Origin of the sequence: Microbacterium sp. NPDC012755 (genome assembly GCF_042901325.1) — a bacterium.
In the GTDB taxonomy this organism is placed as follows: Bacteria; Actinomycetota; Actinomycetes; order Actinomycetales; family Microbacteriaceae; genus Microbacterium; species Microbacterium natoriense.
Genome location: NZ_JBIBCT010000001.1, coordinates 2186419 through 2202119, shown reverse-complemented (window position 1 = coordinate 2202119; position 15701 = coordinate 2186419). Strand labels below are relative to the sequence as shown.

11 protein-coding genes are annotated in these 15701 nt (G+C 70.0%); 6 read left to right on the top strand and 5 right to left on the bottom strand.

Annotation, left to right across the window (positions count from 1 at the left end):
• Positions 1-480: 480 nt before the first annotated feature.
• From ACFY5A_RS10165 to ACFY5A_RS10150, 4 genes are read left to right on the top strand one after another with little or no spacing between them, the layout of a single operon-like run.
• Complete coding sequence (locus ACFY5A_RS10165; protein ID WP_387233664.1) at positions 481-2526, top strand: sigma-70 family RNA polymerase sigma factor; 2046 nt, start codon at positions 481-483, stop codon at positions 2524-2526.
• A 27-nt stretch (positions 2527-2553) separates the two neighbouring features.
• Positions 2554-2925, top strand: coding sequence for a YrdB family protein (locus tag ACFY5A_RS10160; protein ID WP_341939956.1), 372 nt, complete (start codon positions 2554-2556; stop codon positions 2923-2925).
• Positions 2922-4280, top strand: a complete 1359-nt coding sequence (locus ACFY5A_RS10155; protein WP_387233660.1) for an FAD-binding oxidoreductase — start codon at positions 2922-2924, stop codon at positions 4278-4280. The genes ACFY5A_RS10160 and ACFY5A_RS10155 overlap by 4 nt, the downstream gene beginning before the upstream one ends.
• On the top strand, positions 4273-4671 hold the full coding sequence (locus tag ACFY5A_RS10150; protein ID WP_105677125.1) for an NUDIX domain-containing protein: 399 nt from the start codon (positions 4273-4275) through the stop codon (positions 4669-4671). Before ACFY5A_RS10155 ends, ACFY5A_RS10150 begins: the two co-directional genes overlap by 8 nt.
• A 98-nt stretch (positions 4672-4769) precedes the next feature.
• On the opposite strand, the gene nagB is transcribed toward ACFY5A_RS10150, so the two are convergent.
• The 4 genes from nagB to ACFY5A_RS10130 all read right to left on the bottom strand — a co-directional run bounded on the left by nagB (position 4770) and on the right by ACFY5A_RS10130 (position 10995).
• Complete coding sequence (gene nagB / locus ACFY5A_RS10145) at positions 4770-5549, bottom strand: glucosamine-6-phosphate deaminase (protein ID WP_387233657.1); 780 nt, start codon at positions 5547-5549, stop codon at positions 4770-4772.
• Positions 5542-6483: an ROK family protein gene (locus ACFY5A_RS10140; RefSeq protein ID WP_341939960.1), complete on the bottom strand. Its 942-nt coding sequence runs from the start codon at positions 6481-6483 to the stop codon at positions 5542-5544. The genes nagB and ACFY5A_RS10140 overlap by 8 nt, the downstream gene beginning before the upstream one ends.
• A complete protein-coding gene (locus tag ACFY5A_RS10135; protein WP_105677129.1) occupies positions 6480-7667 on the bottom strand; it encodes an ROK family transcriptional regulator in 1188 nt (395 codons plus the stop codon). Before ACFY5A_RS10135 ends, ACFY5A_RS10140 begins: the two co-directional genes overlap by 4 nt.
• A 79-nt stretch (positions 7668-7746) precedes the next feature.
• On the bottom strand, positions 7747-10995 hold the full coding sequence (locus tag ACFY5A_RS10130) for a family 20 glycosylhydrolase (RefSeq protein WP_387233653.1): 3249 nt from the start codon (positions 10993-10995) through the stop codon (positions 7747-7749).
• An 81-nt stretch (positions 10996-11076) separates the two neighbouring features.
• On the opposite strand from ACFY5A_RS10130, the gene ACFY5A_RS10125 reads away from it, so the two are divergent.
• Entirely contained in the window at positions 11077-11481 is a 405-nt protein-coding gene (locus ACFY5A_RS10125) for a RidA family protein (protein ID WP_105677131.1), read from the top strand.
• 109 nt (positions 11482-11590) lie between these two features.
• A complete protein-coding gene (locus ACFY5A_RS10120; RefSeq protein ID WP_387233650.1) occupies positions 11591-13081 on the top strand; it encodes a L,D-transpeptidase family protein in 1491 nt (496 codons plus the stop codon).
• A gap of 250 nt (positions 13082-13331) precedes the next feature.
• Here the strand turns inward: ACFY5A_RS10120 and ACFY5A_RS10115 are convergent, their stop codons facing one another.
• Positions 13332-15551 carry an NADP-dependent isocitrate dehydrogenase gene (locus ACFY5A_RS10115; RefSeq protein WP_341939963.1) on the bottom strand — a complete coding sequence of 740 codons (2220 nt, stop codon included), beginning with the start codon at positions 15549-15551 and terminating at the stop codon, positions 13332-13334.
• Positions 15552-15701 lie beyond the last annotated feature (150 nt).

Genomic DNA, 15701 nt, shown 5'->3' with positions numbered 1-15701 from the left:
GAACCGCGCATCGCGCGACGACGCGCAGCTCTGCGCTCTCCGGTCGAAATATGTGCGGGGCGGGAGGCCGCCTTCTCCCCAGATCGGCGGCCTCACCCCCACAACAGAGCAGGTGGGCCGGGAACTCCTCCCCCGAGGCTCCCGACCCGCCAGCTGGTGCTGTTACCCCTCGCACCAGCGCCTCAGGACTCCGCCCCCCGGTGGAGCCCTTATGGCTGTCTCTACGTGATGAGACGAACTCAGCCGCCGTTCATTACGCGACTTCCCAGAAAATCTTCGAAAATCTTTCCCCTCCGCCAGGCCACAGATTCGGAAATAGTGAATGACCTGGACTTTTGGCCAAAACTCATGATCTGCTTTGGACTTTCGTCAGGGGTGGCCTAGCTGAAAGAATCGGGAGAGAATGGAAAAGACGCGTGATGAAGAGCGGTCTCACGCGTCTCTTCATGTGAAGGCGCACCCGCGCCCCACGACAGATGGATGACTGTGGACGACGAGAACACACTGCACGACGACGCGATCGCGGACGCCGACCTGGTTCTGCGCACCCGCTCGGGTGACGCGACGGCCTTCGGCGAACTGTGGCGACGGCACTATCCGTCCGGCATGTCCGTCGCGCGCTCGATCACGTCTTCGATCGACCCCGACGACCTCGTGCAGGAGTCCTACACCCGCATCTACCAGGCGATCATCAAGGGAGGCGGACCCAACGGCTCCTTCCGCGCCTACCTCTTCACCAGCATCCGCAACACCGCCGCCGCATGGGGACGCTCCCGCCGGGAGTCCGCGATCGATGAGCTCGACGCGGTCGCCGACCCTGACAGCACCGAGCAGGCGGCGAACGAGGCCCTCGACCGCGGTCTCACCTCGCAGGCCTTCCGCAGCCTCCCCTCCCGCTGGCAGGAGGTGCTCTGGTACACCGAGATCGAGCAGATGAAGCCCAATGAGGTGGCGCCGCTGCTCGGCATGAAGGCCGGAGCCGTGTCGCAGCTCGCCTTCCGTGCTCGCGAAGGCCTCAGAGAAGCGTGGATCCAGGCGCACCTGCGCAGCGCGGCCCCCGGGTCGGACTGCCAGTGGACGATCGAGCATCTCGGCGCGTACACGCGAGGAAACCTGAGCACTCGCGACCACAAGCGCCTCGAACAGCACCTCGACGAGTGCGCACGCTGCATGATCGTCGCCGCCGAGGCCAAGGACGTCTCGAAGCGCCTCGCGCTCGTACTGCTCCCCCTCGTGCTCGGCATCGCCGGCTCGGCGGGCTACCTCGCCACCCTCCAGGGCGGCGGCGCACCCATCGTCGCGCTGGCGGCCATGCCCTCCAGCGTCGTCCAGGGCGGCGTCGTCGTCGCCGGTGGCGCCGCGGGCGGAGCAGCCGGCGGATCTGCAGGATCCGGAGCCGGAGGCTCTGCGGGCGGCGGCGGCGCAGCAGCGGCCGGAGGCATCTTCACCGGAGTCGGCGCGCTCGTCGGAGCTGGCTCCGCGGCGCTCATCGTCGCCGGCGTCGTCGCGGCGGCCACCATCCTGCCCGGCCTCAGCAGCGCTGACCCGTCGACCTCGCTGTCGAACGCCGCGGCGAGCGACTCCTCGTCGATCGCCGCCGACATTGCCCCCGACGACTCGATGTCGTCCGAGGAGACGACCGTCGTCGAGCCGCCGGCACCGCCTGCACCCCCGGCGCCGCAGCCGCCGGTCGAAGAGGCCTCCGCTCCGGAATCCGCTCCCGTGGTGACGCCGCCGGCGCCCCCGGTGACTCCGGAGAAGCCCGTCGACCCCGTGAAGCCGGTCGACCCCGAGAAGCCCGTCGACCCGATCGATCCCATCGACCCCGAGCCTCCGGTGCTGCCGGAGGGAGCTCCGACGGTCGGGAGCGCGACGGTGAGCTTCTCCTTCGACGAGCAGGATCTGATCGTCACGCACTATCGGGTCCCCGTCACGGGAGTGGCCCAGGCGAAGGTGAGCACTCTCCTCGGCGGCTCGACCGCCGGAAACGGCGAGGTCGTGCTCGTTCCCTCCGCCCTCGACTCGACGACCGGCGAAGGAACGATCGACCTGCGGCCATCGCTGCAGCAGATCTGCGAGAACGCGACGGTCGAGTTCTTCTATGTGGCCGGAGACAAGAAGGGCGCCGTCACGAGCACGACCCTGCGCGAGCTCAACGACTTCTATCCCGAATTCCTCTGCGATTTCGGCATCGGTGTCGTCACGGATCCCCCCACTCCGACGGAACCGACCAGCACGGAGCCCCCCGCCGAGACATCGACTCCCGGGCCCGCGGAATCGGCTCCGCCTGCTCCGGTCGAGTCCGCCGCTCCGGTCGAGCCCGCTACTCCGGTGGAGCCCGCGGCCCCCGTCGAGCCGGCAGCACCGCCCGCACCGGTCGAGGTCGCACCCGCGCCCGCGCCCGTAGAGGCTCCCGCCGCACCTGCTCCTGAGGACTCCGCCGCACCCGCGCAGGCGAGCCTGCTGGGCGCCGCGGTCGACACCGTCGCAGACGTCGCCGGCACCGCTCCTTCGCCGGCCGAGTAGCTCCCGAGCGGCGAATAGACTGGGGTCATGCCCCAGGAATCCGCACCCGTACCCGGCGTAGACCGCCCGAACATCACCGTGCTCGACGTGGTGCGCGCCATCGTCCTGGTCGTCGCCGTCGGCACACTCGCGCTCTGGGGCTTCGCCACCTGGCCGCTGCCGTGGAATGTCGTCCTGGGCATCGGCGCCCCCGTGATCGTCATCCTCGTCTGGGCGCTGTTCCTGTCTCCCAAGCCTGTCCTCCGGCTGCACCCGTTCCTCCGCGCGGCTGTGGAACTGCTGATCTACGTCGGCGTCACCATCGCATGGTGGCTCATGGACCAGCCGCTCGTCGGCATCGCCTTCGGCGTCGTCGCCGTCGGCGCCGGACTCGTCAGCGGGCGCCGCAGCCTGTCATGACCGCGCTCGAGCAGCTGACAGCCGCTCTCGGCGACCTCGTCGACACCGCTCCCGCCGCGCTCGAGTCCGCACGGGCCGACCGCTCGGGTCACGCCGCTCCCGGTCTCCCCCTCGCCGTCGTGCACGCCGAGACGGTCGAGCACGTCCAGCAGGTCATGCGCATCGCCACGTCGACGCGTACGCCGGTCGTCGTCAGAGGCGCGGGAACCGGTCTCGCCGGGGCCGCGAACGGAGGCGCGGGAGAGATCGTGCTCTCCACGGCGCGCATGACCGCGGTCACCGAGATCCGCGCCGATGATCTGCTCGCGGTGGTCGAGCCGGGCATCCTCAACGCCGACCTCAACGACCTGCTCGCCGAGCACGGGCTCTGGTGGGCGCCCGACCCCGCCAGCCGCGCGATCTCGACCGTCGGCGGCAACATCGCCACGGGCGCAGGCGGGCTCCTCTGCGCCAAGTACGGAGTCGTGCGCGACGCCGTGCTCGGCGTCGATCTGGTCCTCGCCGACGGACGACTGCTCCATCTGGGGCATCGGAGCGTCAAGGGCGTGACCGGCCTCGATCTCACCTCTCTCGTGATCGGCTCGGAGGGAACGCTCGGTGTCATCGTCGGTGCCACTCTGAAGCTGCGCCGGCTCGTCTCCGGCACCACGTGCACGATCACCGCGACCTTCCCCAGCGTGCGGGCGGCAGCCGTCGCTTCCGCGGCGGTGACGGCGACCGGCATCCAGCCCGCGATCATGGAGCTGATGGATGCGGCGAGCCTGGCCGCGGTCGCCGCTCTGCTGTCCCTGCCAGCGCCGGATGCCGGCATGGCGCAGCTGACCATCCAGGCCGACGGTCCCGCCGCCGTCGCCGAGGCGGATGCCGTGGCCGAGGTCCTCCGCACGACCGGCGGCGCCGTGCAGGTCTCGCACGATCGCGAAGAGGGCGAACGCCTTCTCGCCGTCCGCCGATCCATGCACGCGGCCATGGCAGCGCTCGGCACCACGCTCATCGAAGACGTCTCGGTCCCCCGCAGCGCGATGCCGGCGATGTTCGACGAGATCGCACGCATCGAACGCGAGTACGCGCTCACGATCCCGACCGTCGCGCACGCCGGAGACGGCAACCTGCACCCGAACTTCATCTTCGAGGGCCCCGATGTGCCCGAGCACGTGTGGGATGCCGCTGGCGCGCTGTTCCGCGCCGCCATCGCCCTGGGCGGCACGCTCACCGGCGAGCACGGCATCGGCACTCTGAAGAGCCGCTGGCTGGCCGAGGAGCTGGGCGACGATCAGTGGGAGCTGCAGCGGCAGATCACCAGGGTGTTCGACCCCATCGGCATCCTGAACCCGGGAAAGGTGTTCCATGCCTGACATCCACGTGAGCGCGGCCGTCATCGTCGACGACGACGGGCGCGTGCTCGTCGTCCGGAAGAACGACACCGTCCGCTTCATGCAGCCTGGCGGCAAGCCGGAGGAGGGCGAGTCCCCCGCGCAGACGCTCGTCCGCGAACTGCACGAGGAGCTCGGCGTGCTGCTCGACGAGGGTGACCTCGAGCCCCTGGGCACGTTCATCTCGGAGGCGGCGAACGAGCCGGGGCACCGCGTGGTCGCCGAAGCCTTCGCCGCGACGGTCGACCCCGCCGCCGTGACGGTCCAGGCCGAGCTCGCGGAGCTGCGGTGGATCACCCGCGAGGACGCGGAGACGCTCCCGCTCGCCCCGCTGAGCGTGGAGCACCTGCTGCCGATCGCCTGGTCGCGCTAGAGGCGCACGAACCTCACCGCGTTTCGTCTCGCTCCGCTCGCTCAACGACCGACAGCGGACTCGAGTCGAGCGACCGAGACGAAACGCTCCGGTTCGGGTCAGATGCCCTGCCAGGCCGGCTTGTTCGCGAACGTATAGCGGTAGTAGTCGGCGAGCTTCAGGCGCGACGCGGCGGCCTCGTCCACGACGACGGTCGCGTGCGGGTGCAGCTGGATGGCCGATCCGGGGAGGAGCGCCGAGAGCGGCCCCTCGACGGCATCCGCCACCGCCTGCGCCTTGCCCTCGCCGAACGCGAGCAGCACGAGGTGCCGCGCCCGCAGGATCGTCCCGAGCCCCTGGGTGATGCAGTGGCGGGGCACGTCGTCGATCGAGTCGAAGAAGCGGGCGTTGTCCTCACGGGTCTGCTCGGTGAGGGTCTTGACGCGCGTGATGGAGGCGAAGGACGAGCCGGGCTCGTTGAACCCGATGTGCCCGTCGGTGCCGATGCCGAGGATCTGCAGGTCGACGCCGCCCGCCGCCGTGATGGCCGCCTCGTAGTCCTCTCCCGCGTGCTGGATCGTCGCCTCGGCGCCGTTGGGCACGTGGATGCGCTGAGGGTCGAGTCCGAGCGGCTCGACGACCTCTCGGGTGATCACCGAGCGGTAGCTCTCGACGTGCGCGGGGTCGAGGCCGACGTACTCGTCGAGGGCGAAGCCGCGCACCCGCGAGACGTCGACACCGGCGAGCCGCGAGCGCAGGGCCTGGTAGACCGGCAGCGGGGTCGAGCCCGTGGCGAGTCCGAGAACCGCATCCGGACGACCGGTGATCAGCTCGACGATCTCGGCGGCGACCAGCTCCCCTGCGGCTTCCTTGTTCTCGACGATGACGACTTCAGCCATGGGAAACGATCTCCTTCGAAGGGACGGACGCACCCACGAGGGCGGCGCCGAAAGCGGCCGCCGGAGACCCGGCGGGGAGCATCTCGATTCTCTCATCCAGGTGGAGAGAGCGCATGAACGGCGACGATGCAGCGCCGGCCAGAAGAGCAGAGCGGATGCCGTCTTCGAGACGGTCTCCGAGGGCGGTGAGGCCACCGCCGATGATGACCCTGTCGACGTCCGCCGAGAGGACGAGGACGCGCACTCCGGCAGCGCCCCCGGCGAAGAGGTCGGCACGGAGGGCGAGCGCGAGCGGGTCGCCGGACTCCGCGGCATCCAGGATGTCCCGCACGGGGAGCGCACCGGGGCGGCCCCAGGCCTTGGCCAGAGCACCGCCGCCGCAGAGCGTCTCCACGCAGCCGACCTGGCCGCATCCGCAGAGCCTGCCGTTCGGGTCGACGGAGAGGTGGCCGACCTCGCCGGCCGTGCCGCGGGAGCCGCGCCAGATCCGACCGTCGACGACGATGCCGGCGGCGACGCCGGTGCCGAGGTTCAGGTACGCCATCGATCCCGCAGCTCCGCGCAGCACCGCAGCGCCGAGGGCGGCGGCCTTGACGTCGTTCTCCACCCGGAATCCGATGCCGAGACGGGCGCTCGCGAGCTCCGCGAGGTCGAGGGATTCCACGCCGAGGTTGACGGCGTGCAGCACACGGCCGGACTCCTCGTCGACGAGTCCGGGGATGCCGACTCCGACCGACCCGATGTCGGCCAGGTCGAGGCCCGACTCCACGGCGAGCGTGGTGACGGCGTCGACGACGTTCGCGACGACCTCCTCGCCACCCCATCCGCTCAGGCGACGGACGCGTCCGATGATCTCGTCGTCCTCCCCCACCGCGACGGCGTCGATCTTGGTCCCACCGACGTCGAGGCCGACCCGGACCGGCCTCGCGGTCACGAGACTCCCAGCTGGCTGGAGAGCACCATCACCGCGGCTCCGCGCAGGACGATGTCGTCCTGCTGCGTCAGGCGGATCTCCACGTCTTCGAACACGCCCTCCAGGGTGCGGGCGTGCAGGGTCTCGATGGCGGCGTCGATGAGGGTCCCGTCGAGCAGTTCGGCAGGGCCCGACAGCACGACCTCGGAGAGGTCGAGCGCGGCGACGATCGGAGCGATGCCGATGGCCATGCGGGTGCCGGCGTCGCGCAGGATCTCATCGCGCGACTCGGGGGTCGCGTCGATCGCGGCGCTGAGCCTGCTGACGCTCAGCCAGGCCTCCAGGCATCCGTCCTTGCCGCACGCGCAGCGCGGGCCGCCGTCGGTGCCGACCACGACGTGGCCGATCTCGCCCGCGGCGAAGCGGCTGCCCAGCAGCGGCTGGCTGCCGGTGATCAGACCGGCGCCCACTCCTCGGCCGATCTTGATGAGCATGAAGTCGGCCTTCGCCTCGCCGAAGGTGTACTCGGCGAGGACGGCGGCGTTGGCGTCGTTGCGCACCAGCACGGGCAGATCGAGGTCGATGCCGAGCTTGGCCTCGAGCGGCAGGTTCGTCCAGCCGAGGTTCGGCGAGCTGAGCACGAGCCCGTCGGGGCGCACGACACCGGGGGTGCCGAGGCCGACGCCGAGCACCGGCTGCGTCGCCGCGGCCACGAGGGTGCGGGCGAGCTCCAGCGTCGCCGCATAGGCGGCGGCGCCGTCTGCGGCCTCGGGGCGCGGCACCTCACGGCGCTCCAGCACGTCGCCGTCGAGGCTCAGGACGGCGCCGACGAAGGCGCTCGGACCCGAGAGGTCGATTCCGACGATCTGGTGGCCGACGCGATCGATGTCGATCAGGATCGGAGGCTTGCCAGGGCCCACGGTCTCGCGGATGCCCATCTCGACGACGATGCCGTCGGCGATGAACTCGGCGACGAGGTCGGAGATCGTCACGCGGGTCAGTCCGGTCTCCCTGGAGAGGTCTGCCCGGCTCATCGCCCCTGCGTGGTAGAGCGTCTGCAGAACGAGGGCGCGGTTGTGCCCGCGGGCGTGCTCGGGGAGCACTTTGGAACGGGAGCGCAGGTGGCGTCCAGGCCCGAAGGCGTGAGTGTTCGCACCGGCGTAGTCTGACGACGATGGAGGACGCGTTTCATCCGATACGGACATGTTTGTTAGTAGACCTTACGAACAAAATTTACGCAACCCCCGCCACACGGTGCGGAACGAGGGTTACCAAAACGTTACATTATTTCGGCGTTGATATCGCCGCCGCTTCCGCCCTCTCTACGAGACGTTCGACCAGTCCCGCGACGATCTCCTCGCGCTGAGCGATCGTCAGCGGCTTCCCGGGGATGCCGGGTCGACGCTGTGCGGGAGTCGGACCGTCGAGGGGACGATACCGCACCCCCGCCTGCGCGAGGCGACGGAGATGGGTCGGCAGGCGTCGCGAGAAGTCCGCGACGTCACCGGAGTCCCCACCCTCCCACAGCCGCTCGGCGATCGCCGACAGGCGGGGGAAGGCCGAGAAGTCCACACGGTCCCTGGTGGGCAGGTGCTCGGTCCAGATGTTCGCCTGGCCGCCCGCCGCCCCCGGCTCGACCCGGAGCGAGTACGCCCGCTCGATCGTGAGCGGCGGACCCACCCTGATCGGCTCCTCCTCCGAGTCGGACTGCGGATAGTCGAGGTACACCTCCAGATCGGGGCAGGCGATCACAGGGATGCCGCGGCGGAGCGCCTCACGCATGGCGGCGGGTCCGCGCCAGGCGAGGATCTCCACGCCGTCCGGGACATCCCCCTCCAGCACCTCGTCCCAGGCGAGCGCCGTGCGGCCGTTGCGCCGCACCCGCTCCACGAAGTGCGCCGTGAACCACGGCTGCACATCGTGCGGATCGTCGAGCCCGAGCTCGCGCATCCGCTCCCCCGCTGCGGCGCTCTCCGCCCATTCCGTGACCGGCACCTCGTCACCGCCGATGCCGATCCAGGGTGAGTCGAACAGGGCGCACAGCGCGTCGATGGCCGCGTAGCCGAACGCCAGCGACGCGTCCGTCGGCGCGAGTGTGCGCGGATTCACCCCGAAGCGCTCCCACGCCGAAGACGGCGGCTCTCCGACATCGAGGTTGCCGAGCTCCGGGTAGGCGGCGAGCCCCGCCTGGATGTGTCCGGGCAGCTCCGCCTCCGGAACGACCGTCACGAACCGCTCGGCGGCGTAGGCGACCAGCTCACGCAGCTCGGCATCCGTGTAGAAGCCCTCGTGCACGCCCGGCTCGACCGTCGCCAGGACGCCGTGACCCCGCTGCGTCGCCTCGCGGCGAGCGCCGACCTCCACGAGCCGCGGGTAGCCGGGCACCTCGAAACGCCACCCCTGGTCATCGGTGAGGTGCAGATGCAGCACGTTCAGGTGGTGGTCAGCGAGCAGATCGATCAGGCGGCGCACGTCCTCAGCCGGACGGAAGTGCCGCGCGACGTCGAGCATCGCACCGCGCCAGCCGTACGCCGGCGAGCCGTCCCACGTTCCCGCGGGTATCCGCGCCGAGTCCGCTCCCGGCTCTCGCAGCTGTCGCAGCACGGTCGCCCCTCGGAACACCCCCGCAGGGCTCGCCCCGCACACGTCGATGCCGTCGGCGGCGACGACGATGCGGAACGCCTCCGTCCCGATGCGCCCTTCGGCGTCCGGAGCCGCGGCGAGCGACTCGTCGATCCGCAGACGGATCCCCGGCAGCGCGCCGTCCGCCTCCCCGCCGAGGCGGGCGACGCTCGATGCGAGATCGGGCGAGGCGATGATCGGCGTGGCCGATGTCCAGACGAACGCCGGTGCCGACGGATCGATCACGCTGCGCACGAGCGGGACCGTCGCGCGGTGCGGAGCGGGCGGCATCCGCAGCGCCGCTCCGGGCGTCGCACCGGTGACGGCTCCCCGCTCGACGACAGGGACGCCGCCGACGAGCACCTCGACGACGCCGATCGGAGCCTCCCTCGGCGACTCGAAGGTCGCTCCGGCCGCCACCGTCTCGGGATCGAACAGGACCAGATCGGCGGTGGCGCCCTCGCGGATCACTCCACGCGGCGCATCGCCGCGGTCGAGACCGAGCCGGGCGGCGGGTGTCCCCGCGAGATGGCGCACGGCCTCCTCCAGCGTCAGCACGCCGAGCTCCCGCACATAGTGCCCGAGATAGCGGACGAACGTCCCGCGCCCGCGAGGATGCGGCCTGGCGCCGATGAGGATGCCGTCGCTGCCCCCGCTGTGGCGCGGATGCGCCATGATCGCACGCACGTTGTCCTCGTCGCCGATGTGCATGAGGATGCCGGTCGCTCCGGCATCCTGCACGATCGTGTCGAGCACGACGTCGACCGGGCGCCGCCCGGAGTCCGCGGCGATCTCCGCCACCGTGCGCCCGACGAGGTCGGCCAGCTCCGGTGCGGTCGTGCCGGAGATCTGGATCGCGCTCCAGTCGGCCTTCTCGCCGTGGAACCCGTCGCAGCCGATGTCCTCCAGCTCGACCCGCACGGTCTCACGGCCCTCGTCGTCCAGCGCGGAGATCGCGGCGAGCAGATCGCCGCTCTCAGAGAGCCTGCTGGGGAGCAGAGCCGCCAGCGTGGTGGCCCCCGGGAGGTAGGGGTAGGTGTCGAGCGTCACGTCGACGCCGTCGGCGATCGCCGCGTCCACGAGAGCGAGCAGCTCGGCTGCCCTCCCCCGATTGGGCGCGAAGTTCATGGTGGCGTGGGTGAGGTGCACCGGGCAGCCCGTGCGGCGGCCGATCTCGATCGCCTCGCGGTAGGCGTCGAGGGCGGCGCCTCCGTAGCTGCGCGTGTGCGGAGCCCAGTATCCGCCGCGCTCGGCGACCACGCGGCACAGCGCCTCGAGCTCCGCGGTGTCGGCGTACATCCCCGGGGTGTAGGTGAGCCCGCTCGACATGCCGAACGCACCCGCGTCGAGCGCCTCGCCGAGCAGATCCGACATCGCGGCGATCTCACCGGCGGTCGCCCTCCGGTTCTCGTGGCCGACGACCATCATCCGGAGGTTGCCCTGCGGGACCAGGACGGCCGCGTTCGCCACCGCTGCGGCGTCGATCGCATCGAGCAGGTCGCCCATCGTGCGCCACGGAACGGCTGCCGGCGTGCCGTTCCAGCCCGCGATCTGCGCGGGGATCACGGATGCCGTCGCCTCGTCGAGCGGCGCGTAGCCGAGCCCGTCCTGACCGAGGACCTCGGTCGTCACTCCCTGCAGGATCTTCGCATCGTGACGTGCGCCCTCGAGCACGGAGAGCTCGCTGTGCGCGTGCATGTCGATGAATCCGGGCGCGAGGACCAGACCGGTCGCATCGACCTCCACCGCGCCGGGTGGAAGCTCGACATCGCCGCCGAGACCGTCGCGCATCAGCGCGACCACTCTGGCGCCCTCGATCGCGACATCCGCGAGGAAGCGCGGGGCGCCGGTGCCGTCGACGACCGTCGCGTTCCGATAGACCCGTACCGGCTTCTCCGAGCTCAGAAGCATCCCGCCACCGCCGCTCGCGCGCACAGGTGAACGGCGTTCGGAATTAGTACAGGCATCTAACAACGCTACTAGTCTTGAGCCATGACTGTGAAGACCCGCGTTTCCACCGACGCCGCCCCCGCTCCCGCACACACGTTCTCCCAGGGTGTCCGCAAGGGCCCGATCGTCCAGGTCTCCGGGCAGGGTCCGGTCGATCCGGTGACCAACGAGTACCTCTTTCCCGGTGACGTCGCCGCGCAGACCACGCGCACCCTCGAGAACGTCAAGGCCATCGTCGAGGCGTCGGGAGCGACCTTCGACGACGTCGTGATGCTGCGCGTCTACCTCACCACGCGCGAGGACTTCCCGATCATGAACGAGGCCTACGGCGCCTTCGTCACGGCGCACACGACCAGCGGAGTGCTGCCGTCCCGAACGACCGTCTTCACCGGTCTTCCGCGCGAGGAGATGCTGGTCGAGATCGACGGACTCGCGGTCGTCGGCTGACCCCTGCGGGATCGCAGGAGACCTGGGGTTTTCCGTTGCCTCCTCGTTACCTGCGATCCCGTACAATTAGTGGACAAAAGAGCCACGTGAGAGCCGGGGGGTGAAGTTCGTGACCGATCTGATTTCAGCGCCGGACGCTGCGACCGGGAAGCTGGTGGATGCCGCCGCGCCCAGCGAGGGTCCCGCGTCCGTCTCGCCCGCTGACGACGCGCCCACGCAGGCTCTGCCGCCCACCGATGGCGAGCAGCCTCTCGCCTGGGCCCCGATCGAGCCCGCGCCGAAGAAGAAGCGCCTCGGACTCTGGATCGGCCTCGGCGTCGGCGTCCTCGCTCTCGGAGCCGGTGCGGCATCCATGATCCTCATCGCCCCCGGCACCACCGTCGCCGGCGTGTCCGTCGGCTGGATGACCCCGGGAGCCGCCGCCGATGCGATCAGCGCCCACGTCGCCGAGACGAAGATCACGCTCACCGGGGCCGGCGACGACGCCGTGCTGACCGGCGCCGACCTCGGGGCGTCGATCGACGCCCGCGAGCTCGCTGACAAGGCCTTCTCGTCGAACCCGATGTGGAACGTCACCGCGTGGGGCGCCGCCCTTCCCGGCACGATCACCCTCGACCAGGCGAAGTCCGAGGCCGCACTGCGCGACGCCGTTCCGTCGAGCTTCGTCGACCCGGTCGATGCGTCCGTCGCCTTCGACCCCGCCACCGGCGCCTATGCGGTCACCCCAGCCGAGGCGGGCACAGCGATCGACGTCGACGACCTCGCCGCCGCGATCTCCGAGACCGTGTCCGATGGCGGCAAGAACCTGGAGTTCTCCGGCGACCCGACGCCCGCCATGGCTGCGGTCACCGACGAGAACGCCACGACGATCGCGACCTCGCTGAACACGCTGCTCGGCACCATCGGCTTCTACGTCGGCGATGAGCGCACCGTTCCCGTCGACGCCGCCACCGCAGCGAGCTGGCTCAAGGTCGTCGACACCGACGGGAAGCTCAGCATCGAGGCCGACCCTGCGCTGATCCAGGAGACCGTCGACACCCTGCCCGGTCTCGTCGACCGGGCGCCGGTGAACGCGGCGAACGTCACCAACTCGGCCGGCAAGGTGCTGCGCGAGGAGACGGCCGGAGTCAACGGACGCACGATCGGCGACACCTCCGACATCGCGTCGGACTTCGCGACCCAGCTCGAGAGCGGCGACGGCATCTACCCGCTCACGGTCACCGAGACGCCGTTCCAGTCCGTGAACCTGGTGCGCACCGCCGACGTGAACCTCAGGACCCAGACGGCGAGCTTCTACGAGAACGGCCAGCTGGTCAACTCCTGGAAGATCTCCTCTGGGGCCGCAGGACACGAGACGCAGACCGGCAACTTCACGATCCGGGCGCACGTGCGCATCCAGGACATGAAGGGCGCCGACTACGTCACGAAGGACGTCCCCTGGGTCACCTACTTCAACGGAGACCAGGCGTTCCACGGCACGTACTGGCACAACAACTTCGGACGGGTCATGAGCCACGGCTGCGTGAACATGCCCATCTCCGCCGCGAAGTGGGTGTACGACTGGGCGCCGGACGGCGTCGAGGTCTCGGTCCACTACTGAGCAGCTGAGAGAGCGCCCGTCGGTTCACCGGCGGGCGCTCTCTCGTATGTGCTCGTGCGACCTGAGGCGACGTCGACCGCTCGGGCACATCGGACGGCGACCGCCCCCATGCATCCGAGATTCGGATGATCTGCCGTTTCTCGGAGGTTATCCCCCGGATCATCCGAAAAACGGCGCTGCGTCCTTTGGGCCCGCATCGACAAGAAAGGGACCGGATGCTCTCGGCATCCGGTCCCTCTCGTCGTTCAGATCACGCCAGGGCGTCGACGATCCCGTTCAGCGTGGCCGACGGGCGCATGACGGCGGTCACGAGCGCGTCGTCGGGGCGGTAGTAGCCGCCGATCTCGACCTTCTGACCCTGCACCGCGTTCAGCTCGGAGACGATCTTCTCCTCGTTCGCGGCGAGGTCCGCAGCGATCGGGGCGAAGGCCGCGGCGAGGTCGGCGTCCTTCGTCTGCGCGGCCAGCTCCTGGGCCCAGTACAGGCCGAGGTAGAAGTGGCTGCCACGGTTGTCGATCGTGCCCAGCGCGCGGCCGGGCGAGCGGTCCTCCTCGAGGAACGTGCCGGTCGCGGCATCCAGCGTCTCCGCGAGCACGCGCGCCTTCTCGTTGCCCGTGCGGTCGGCGAAGTGCTCGAGCGACGCCGCGAGCGCGAAGAACTCGCCGAGCGAGTCCCAGCGCAGGTAGTTCTCCTCGACGAGCTGCTGCACATGCTTCGGCGCGGAGCCACCCGCACCGGTCTCGAACAGACCTCCGCCCGCGAGCAGCGGGACGATGGAGAGCATCTTCGCCGACGTGCCGACCTCGAGGATCGGGAACAGGTCGGTGAGGTAGTCGCGCAGCACATTGCCGGTCACCGAGATGGTGTCGAGGCCGTGACGCATGCGCGCGAGCGTGTAGCGCGTGGCCTCCTCGGGGGCGAGGATCGTGATCGTGAGGCCCTTGGTGTCGAGGGTCGCCAGACCCTGGTGCACCTTGGCGATGATCTGCGCGTCGTGCGAGCGGTTGGCGTCGAGCCAGAACACGGCGGGAGCACCCGTGGCGCGGGCACGACCGACGGCGAGCTTCACCCAGTCCATGACGGGGATGTGCTTGGTCTGGGTCGCGCGCCAGATGTCGCCCTTGCCGACCTCGTGCTCGATGAGCACGGTGCCCTCGCTGTCGAGCACCTGCACGGTGCCTGCGGCGGCGATCTCGAAGGTCTTGTCGTGGCTGCCGTACTCCTCGGCCGCCTGCGCCATGAGTCCCACGTTCGGCACGGTGCCGATCGTGGCGGGGTCGAGCGGGCCGTTCGCGATCACGTCGTCGATCACGGCCTGGTAGACCCCGGCGTAGGAGGAGTCGGGGATGACGGCCAGGGTGTCGGCCTCTTCACCGGACTTGCCCCACAGCTTGCCTCCGTTGCGGACGAGCGCGGGCATCGAGGCGTCGACGATCACGTCGCTGGGGACGTGCAGGTTCGTGATGCCCTTGTCGGAGTTCACGTACGACAGACGCGGACCCGCGGCGATGGCCTTGTCGAACGCCGCGGCGATCTCGGCGCCGCCCGTGACATTCGCGAGTCCGGCGAGGATCGAGCCGAGTCCGTCGTTCGCGTTCAGGCCCGCGGCCGCCAGCTGCTCGCCGTACTGGTCGAACACGTCGGCGAAGAACGCCTTCACGACGTGGCCGAAGATGATCGGGTCGCTGACCTTCATCATGGTGGCCTTGAGGTGCACCGAGTACAGCACGTCGTCGGCCTTCGCCGTCTCGAGCGTCTCCGCGAGGAAGGCGTCGAGTGCGGATGCCGAGAGGAACGTCGCGTCGATGATCTCGCGCGGCAGGACCTTCAGTCCCTCCTTCAGCACCGTGACGGTGCCGTCAGCGGCCGTGTGGCGGAAGCTGAGCACGTCGTCGTGGGCGGCGACCCAGGAGCGCTCGTTGTGCTTGAAGTCGTCGTGGCCCAGCGTGGCGACGCGGGTCTTCGAGCCCTCGGCGAACGGCTTGTTGCGGTGCGGGTGCTTCTTGGCGTAGTTCTTCACCGCGAGCGGGGCGCGGCGGTCGCTGTTGCCCTCGCGCAGCACGGGGTTGACTGCGGAGCCCTTGATGCGGTCGTAGCGGGCGCGGACGTCCTTCTCCTCCAGCGAGCTCGGCTCGTCGGGGAAGTCGGGGATGTCGTAGCCCGCGGCCTGCAGTTCGGCGATGGCGCCCTTGAGCTGCGGGATGGATGCCGAGATGTTCGGCAGCTTGATGATGTTCGCCTCGGGCAGGGTCGCGAGGCCGCCGAGCTCTGCGAGAGCGTCTCCCACCTGCTGCTCGGGAGCGAGCTTCTGGGGGAAGGCGGCGAGGATGCGACCGGAGAGCGAGATGTCGCGGGTCTCGACCTCGATTCCCGCCTGGCCGGTGAAGGCCTTGATGATCGGGAGGAGGGAAGCCGTGGCGAGTGCCGGAGCCTCGTCTGTGTGCGTGTAGATGATGGCGTCGTCGGTCACCGGGAGGTTCTCCGTTCACGGGGTGATTTGTCTCGATACCAAGATACCTGAGCGACCCTGCGCCCGCTGTCCGCCGGGTCCGGCATCCGTCCGTCGATGGGAAATGTGTCCCGGCTGCGTGTGCGTGCGCCCGCGAGGGGTTAGCCTGGG

Excerpts from the sequence above, each read along its gene's own strand:
- ACFY5A_RS10155 (WP_387233660.1), top strand. The coding sequence starts at position 2,922 with ATGACCGCGCTCGAGCAGCTGACAGCCGCTCTCGGCGACCTCGTCGAC.
- ACFY5A_RS10135 (WP_105677129.1), bottom strand. The coding sequence starts at position 7,667 with ATGTCCGTATCGGATGAAACGCGTCCTCCATCGTCGTCAGACTACGCC.
- ACFY5A_RS10125 (WP_105677131.1), top strand. The coding sequence starts at position 11,077 with ATGACTGTGAAGACCCGCGTTTCCACCGACGCCGCCCCCGCTCCCGCA.
- ACFY5A_RS10130 (WP_387233653.1), bottom strand. The coding sequence starts at position 10,995 with ATGCTTCTGAGCTCGGAGAAGCCGGTACGGGTCTATCGGAACGCGACG.
- ACFY5A_RS10160 (WP_341939956.1), top strand. The coding sequence starts at position 2,554 with ATGCCCCAGGAATCCGCACCCGTACCCGGCGTAGACCGCCCGAACATC.
- nagB (WP_387233657.1), bottom strand. The coding sequence starts at position 5,549 with ATGGCTGAAGTCGTCATCGTCGAGAACAAGGAAGCCGCAGGGGAGCTG.
- ACFY5A_RS10150 (WP_105677125.1), top strand. The coding sequence starts at position 4,273 with ATGCCTGACATCCACGTGAGCGCGGCCGTCATCGTCGACGACGACGGG.
- ACFY5A_RS10165 (WP_387233664.1), top strand. The coding sequence starts at position 481 with ATGACTGTGGACGACGAGAACACACTGCACGACGACGCGATCGCGGAC.